At 53.4% G+C, this 204-nt stretch carries 1 rRNA gene; it reads right to left on the bottom strand.

Going from position 1 to position 204, the window contains the following annotated elements:
* A 16S ribosomal RNA gene (locus LDK53_RS22465) occupies positions 1-204 on the bottom strand; the annotation flags it as partial.

The following is a 204-nucleotide window of genomic DNA, read 5'->3' as shown; positions in this document are numbered from 1 at the left end:
CGACAGCCATGCAGCACCTGTCTCAGAGTTCCCGAAGGCACCAATCCATCTCTGGAAAGTTCTCTGGATGTCAAGAGTAGGTAAGGTTCTTCGCGTTGCATCGAATTAAACCACATGCTCCACCGCTTGTGCGGGCCCCCGTCAATTCATTTGAGTTTTAACCTTGCGGCCGTACTCCCCAGGCGGTCGACTTAACGCGTTAGC

Source organism: Enterobacter sp. K16B (genome assembly GCF_020216105.1).
GTDB lineage: Bacteria > Pseudomonadota > Gammaproteobacteria > Enterobacterales > Enterobacteriaceae > Enterobacter > Enterobacter sichuanensis.
The sequence above is the reverse complement of the archived record's forward strand: the minus strand, read 5'-3'. Positions and strand labels throughout refer to the sequence as shown.